This window comes from Laedolimicola ammoniilytica, assembly GCF_025567165.1.
Taxonomy (GTDB): domain Bacteria; phylum Bacillota; class Clostridia; order Lachnospirales; family Lachnospiraceae; genus Laedolimicola; species Laedolimicola ammoniilytica.
In genome coordinates this window covers 1-4846 of record NZ_JAOQKC010000043.1, presented here as the reverse complement: position 1 = coordinate 4846, position 4846 = coordinate 1, and the positions used below count along the sequence as shown (strand labels likewise).

At 45.9% G+C, this 4846-nt stretch carries 6 protein-coding genes and 1 pseudogene; 6 read left to right on the top strand and 1 reads right to left on the bottom strand.

Annotated elements, in window-relative coordinates; translation table 11 throughout:
* From OCV63_RS17085 to OCV63_RS17065, 6 genes and pseudogenes are all read left to right on the top strand, one after another.
* Positions 1-147 (top strand): transposon-encoded TnpW family protein (locus OCV63_RS17085; protein WP_158365410.1); only part of this gene is annotated, 147 nt, incomplete at its 5' end.
* Between the two features lie 110 nt (positions 148-257).
* Complete coding sequence (locus OCV63_RS17080) at positions 258-1871, top strand: recombinase family protein (RefSeq protein ID WP_009255332.1); 1614 nt, start codon at positions 258-260, stop codon at positions 1869-1871.
* Between the two features lie 20 nt (positions 1872-1891).
* A pseudogene (locus tag OCV63_RS17865) lies at positions 1892-1954 on the top strand (Maff2 family mobile element protein); the annotation flags it as partial.
* A gap of 197 nt (positions 1955-2151) precedes the next feature.
* Positions 2152-2424: a helix-turn-helix domain-containing protein gene (locus OCV63_RS17075; protein ID WP_002592127.1), complete on the top strand. Its 273-nt coding sequence runs from the start codon at positions 2152-2154 to the stop codon at positions 2422-2424.
* On the top strand, positions 2384-2761 hold the full coding sequence (locus tag OCV63_RS17070) for a TnpV protein (RefSeq protein ID WP_005927690.1): 378 nt from the start codon (positions 2384-2386) through the stop codon (positions 2759-2761). The genes OCV63_RS17075 and OCV63_RS17070 overlap by 41 nt, the downstream gene beginning before the upstream one ends.
* Positions 2762-2790: 29 nt before the next feature.
* A complete protein-coding gene (locus tag OCV63_RS17065) occupies positions 2791-3753 on the top strand; it encodes a DUF3658 domain-containing protein (RefSeq protein ID WP_158365408.1) in 963 nt (320 codons plus the stop codon).
* 61 nt (positions 3754-3814) lie between these two features.
* On the opposite strand, the gene OCV63_RS17060 is transcribed toward OCV63_RS17065, so the two are convergent.
* Positions 3815-4621 (bottom strand): helix-turn-helix domain-containing protein, encoded by an 807-nt coding sequence (locus OCV63_RS17060; protein ID WP_005924756.1) that lies wholly within the window; start codon positions 4619-4621, stop codon positions 3815-3817.
* Positions 4622-4846: the final 225 nt, after the last annotated feature.

Genomic DNA, 4846 nt, shown 5'->3' with positions numbered 1-4846 from the left:
CCCGCCGATTGCGTGACGGAAATCCGTATAGGGAACTCTGTTCTTGTCGTGTCCGGCTTTTTCAAGCAGGGCGCAAAGGAAACCGCAGCCGACAAAATGGCTAAGGTGCTGGAAGCGGAAGCTGCTACACAAAAATCGGCAATATGACGGGCGGTAAAGAAGCATTTTTCACATTTTGCCGCTATACACGCCGCCCCGCCATGTGGTACAATCGAAGTACGGAATAGTGGGGCTGGCTGTCAGAAACGGAGGAAACCATGTTAAGACAGACAACCCAAAACCTTATTACCGCCCTTTATCCGAGATTATCCCATGAAGATGAATTGCAGGGGGAGAGCAACTCTATATCCAACCAAAAGCGCATTTTAGAAACCTACGCCAAGCAGAACGGCTTTACCAATCTCTGCTGGTACACGGACGATGGTTATAGTGGTGCGAACTTCCAAAGACCCGGGTTTCAAGCCATGCTTGCAGACATTGAAGCCGGAAAAGTCGGCACAGTCATAGTCAAGGATATGTCACGTTTAGGGCGAAATTATCTCCAAGTGGGAATGTACACAGAAATGCTTTTCCCACAGAAAGGCGTCCGCTTTATCGCTATCAATGACGGAGTGGACAGCGCAATGGGCGACAACGATTTTACCCCGCTGCGTAATCTTTTCAACGAATGGATGGTGAGAGATACGAGCAAAAAAATCAAGGCAGTTAAGAAAGCAAAAGGTCTAAGCGGAAAGCCTGTTACCAGCAAGCCCGTGTACGGCTACCTCATGGACGATGACGAGAATTTCATCATTGACGAGGAAGCCGCCCCGGTAGTCAAGCAGATTTACCAGCTTTGCCTTGCCGGAAACGGGCCTACCAAGATAGCCCGTATGCTGACCGAGCAGCAAATCCCCACGCCGGGGACGCTGGAATACCAGCGCACAGGCAGCACACGCCGCTACCACCCCGGCTATGAATGTAAGTGGGCGACCAATACTGTTGTTCATCTTCTGGAAAACCGGGAGTACACAGGCTGTCTTGTGAACTTCAAGACGGAAAAACCGTCCTACAAGATGAAGCACAGCATAGACAATCCCATTGAGAAACAGGCGATTTTCGAGAACCACCATGAGCCAATCATCGACTTGCAGACATGGGAACGGGTGCAGGAGTTACGCAAGCAGCGCAAACGCCCCAACCGCTACGATGATGTGGGCTTGTTCTCCGGCTTGCTGTTCTGCGCCGACTGCGGTCATGTGATGTACCAGCAGCGGTATCAGACCGACAAGAGAAAGCAGGATTGCTACATCTGCGGCAGCTATAAGAAGCGCACCGCCGACTGTACGGCGCACTTCATTCGCACCGACCTTTTGACGGCGGGTGTGCTGGACAATCTGCGGAAAGTGACCGCCTATGCACAGAAGCACGAAGCCCGGTTCGTGAAGCTGCTTATCCAGCAGAATGAAATGGGCGGCAAGCGGAAGCTGGCGGCGGCAGCCAAGCAGCTTGAACAGGTGCAGAGCCGCATTGCAGAACTTTCCCGCTACATCAAGCGTCTGTATGAGGACAATGTAAACGGGAAAATCAGTGATGAGCGTTTCATGGAAATGTCCGCAGACTACGAAGCCGAGCAGCGGGAACTGAAAGACAGAGCCGCCGCTTTGCAGGGCGAGCTGGACAAGGCACAGGAAGCCACGGTAAACGCTGAAAAGTTTATGAGCGTTGTCCGCAAGTACCTTTCTATCGAAGAACTGACACACACTCTTTTGCGTGAAATGGTGGAGAAAATCGTTGTTTATGAATGTGAGTATGACGAGAACGAAGTACGCCGCCAGCGCATTGATATTTATTACAGCTTTGTAGGCAAGATTGACTTGCCCGAAGAATAAAGCCCGACCTATCCGACACCCTGCGCAAGTGCCGGATAGGAACGGCAAAATTTTTTACACTTCTATTACTTCTTTATCACACATAAGCAAAGTCCCAGGGCATGAAGCAGTTTATGGCTAATTAAAGGGAACAAAAAGAAAGGAAAAGCACAATCCAGACGGTATCAGCGGCAGGCTACAAGAATAAATTGTGATTACACAAGATTGGTGCTATAATAAGAGAAAAGTTCCTGCCGGGGCAGCCGCCCCGGTGGTATGGATAGAAAGGCAGGAAAACAATATGCACATCAGCTATAAACCACTCTGGCACACACTGTTAGAGCGTGATATGAGAAAAGAGGATTTAAGGCTTGCCGCTGGTATGACAACAAATATGATTGCCAACATGAGCAAAGAGGGAAAGCACATCAGCATGGATACATTAGCCCGTATCTGCGAAACGCTGAATTGTGAGATTACCGATGTGATTGAGTTAGTACCAGACGAGCCTGCTTCCACAGGAGGTAAGGAACATGAGCGAATTGAAACCAAGAATAACAGAAAACGGAATTGATTATATCCTTGTCGGAGATTATTACATCCCGGACTTGAAACTGCCGGAGGAACACCGCCCTATCGGAAAGTACGGACGGATGCACCGGGAATATTTAAGGGAAGTCCACCCAGCCAGATTGAATACATTGATACTGACCGGGGAATTGTGGACATATCTTGCAGACCTGAACGAACAGGCACAGGAACGGTTAGACACCATCATGGAGCAGATGAAAACTGCCGAGGGCGTAACCGAGGAATTGAAGCGTACCCACCAAATGGAATGGGTGCAGCGTTGCAATAACATTCATAACCGGGCAGAAGAAATTGTTTTGCATGAGATGATTTATTCATAACGGGAGCAATTAAATCGGAGGTATATAAGATGATTGAAATTGTATTTGGTGAAAGTGCCTGTGGAAGTTTGAAAATTGCCCAAACTTACGGCAAGGGAAAGTATAGAGGAAGTGCTGTTTCAATATTTATGAGGCATGAAGACGGGAGTGTTCCATCTTCAGATGAAATGAAAAAAGCACAGCTTCAAGCACAGGAACAAGAACACATTGCTTGGGAGAATGCTATTCCATTGGGAGGCAAGAGCTGTGATGTTTATTGTTTTGATATGGCTCTTAGTGTGGGAGATATTTCTGATAATGGAATTGGCGAACAGCGGAAAAATGTTTTCAAGAAAATGCTGTCTGTCTGCTTTGTAGAGGATTTAGATTATCAGGTTGAAGAAAAAATACAGAAAATTAAAACTACATTGACCTCAGTGATTGAACGATATGTAGCTGGGGAAGAAATTCGCATTTGGTATAGCTATAATCCAGATGAGCTTTGTGGTATGTATTGGCTTATGAAACAACTTCAACCCTTAAACTGCCAGACAACAATTTATTTGGTTAAGTTACCTACATGGGAATATGGAAAAGAAAATACTATGACATCCAAAATAGCATGGGGCGAGGTCTCTCCTGGCGAATGGGGAAACTATATAACTCTACAAGAGAAAGCTAATCCTGTATTTCTTTCAGCTTGTGCTATGAAATGGAATCAACTTCAAAATGAAAATGCACCTTTGCGTGCAATGTTAAATGGTAAATTGCAAAGCGTTTCAGAAGATATATATGATAGTTTCATTCTTCGTGAAATTGCGGAACAGCCAGAGCAATTCAAAATGGCTATTGTCATAGGTAATGTTTTAGGAAAATATCAACTTGGAATTAGTGATGTATGGATTTCCAATCGCATTGATAAAATGCTTGAAGATGGTGTGTTGGAAATTATACAGGACGCACCAAAGGGAGAAACAAATTATCGCCGAATATTAAGAAAACGAATGAAGTAATAACCACAGCACAAACCGCTGCTACATGGAATCCAACAAACCATGCAACAGCGGTTTTCCTTTACCGTTTTTTCCTCTGGTTGATAGGCGTTCCCGTTTTCTTTGATTTTTGGAGAATCCGAATAAGCCAGCGAAATTCTTCATCTGACAGATTTTTATAGTTGATACCGAGCTGCTTGCAGTAAAGCACTGCCAGTTTTTCCAAACGGCTGCCCTTGAAATTTTCGACCGCTTCCAGATTTTCTTTCAGTTCATTGGCAACAGTGGTCTGGGGCGCACTCTCACTATCCTTTTTATGGGTTTCCCGAATATCCCGGATAATCAGGTTTAGGTCATCCAGAACCATGTGGCTGAAATATTCATCATCACTGATATGGGCGGCTTGCAGCACTTTCAAATGTGGGTCATCTTCGCCAGGGCGATACCGTTCTATGATTTCATGCCGGACAGTATCGACAAGGGTGTTGAGGTTTTGAATCTGCATGGTGGCAATCCCATCCACATAAATCTCAATGTCCGCAAGAAACTTGATAAAGTCCTTATGGGTGGCAAGTTCGCAGAGCAGACGGTTGTTGATCCGTCCGCTTTTCAGAAGTGCAACCATTTCATCGTTCAAATGCAGCTCCGTCAGTGGCGTGTTGATCTGCTCCCTGTTCTCTGTCCGGCACAGCAGATAATCGACGGAAACCCCATAGAAGTCTGCCAGCGTGATAAGGTTGCCATGATTGATTTCCTTAAAATCTTCTTTTTCATAACTGCCAAGGGCTGATTTAGAAATACCCGTTAGTTTTGATAGTTCTTCCAGATTTAAGCCTTTGTCCTTGCGGAGTTCCCAAAGGCGTTCCTGTATGCTTGTTGCTCCTTTCATGGGCACACGCTCCTTTCCAACGGTTTCATTGCTGCCGCTTATCTGGATTATATCACACTTTCCGTAATCGTGGAAATTTCTGATTTTTACCCTTAATTCCTACTTTGTGGACATACGGCACAGGGCACAAAAATGTTCTATGATACAGGTAGTTCATCGATGGATTATTCCAATCGAATGACCAGCCTGTGTGGGATATGCTTCCCCGGCGATGTAGCGCCATGA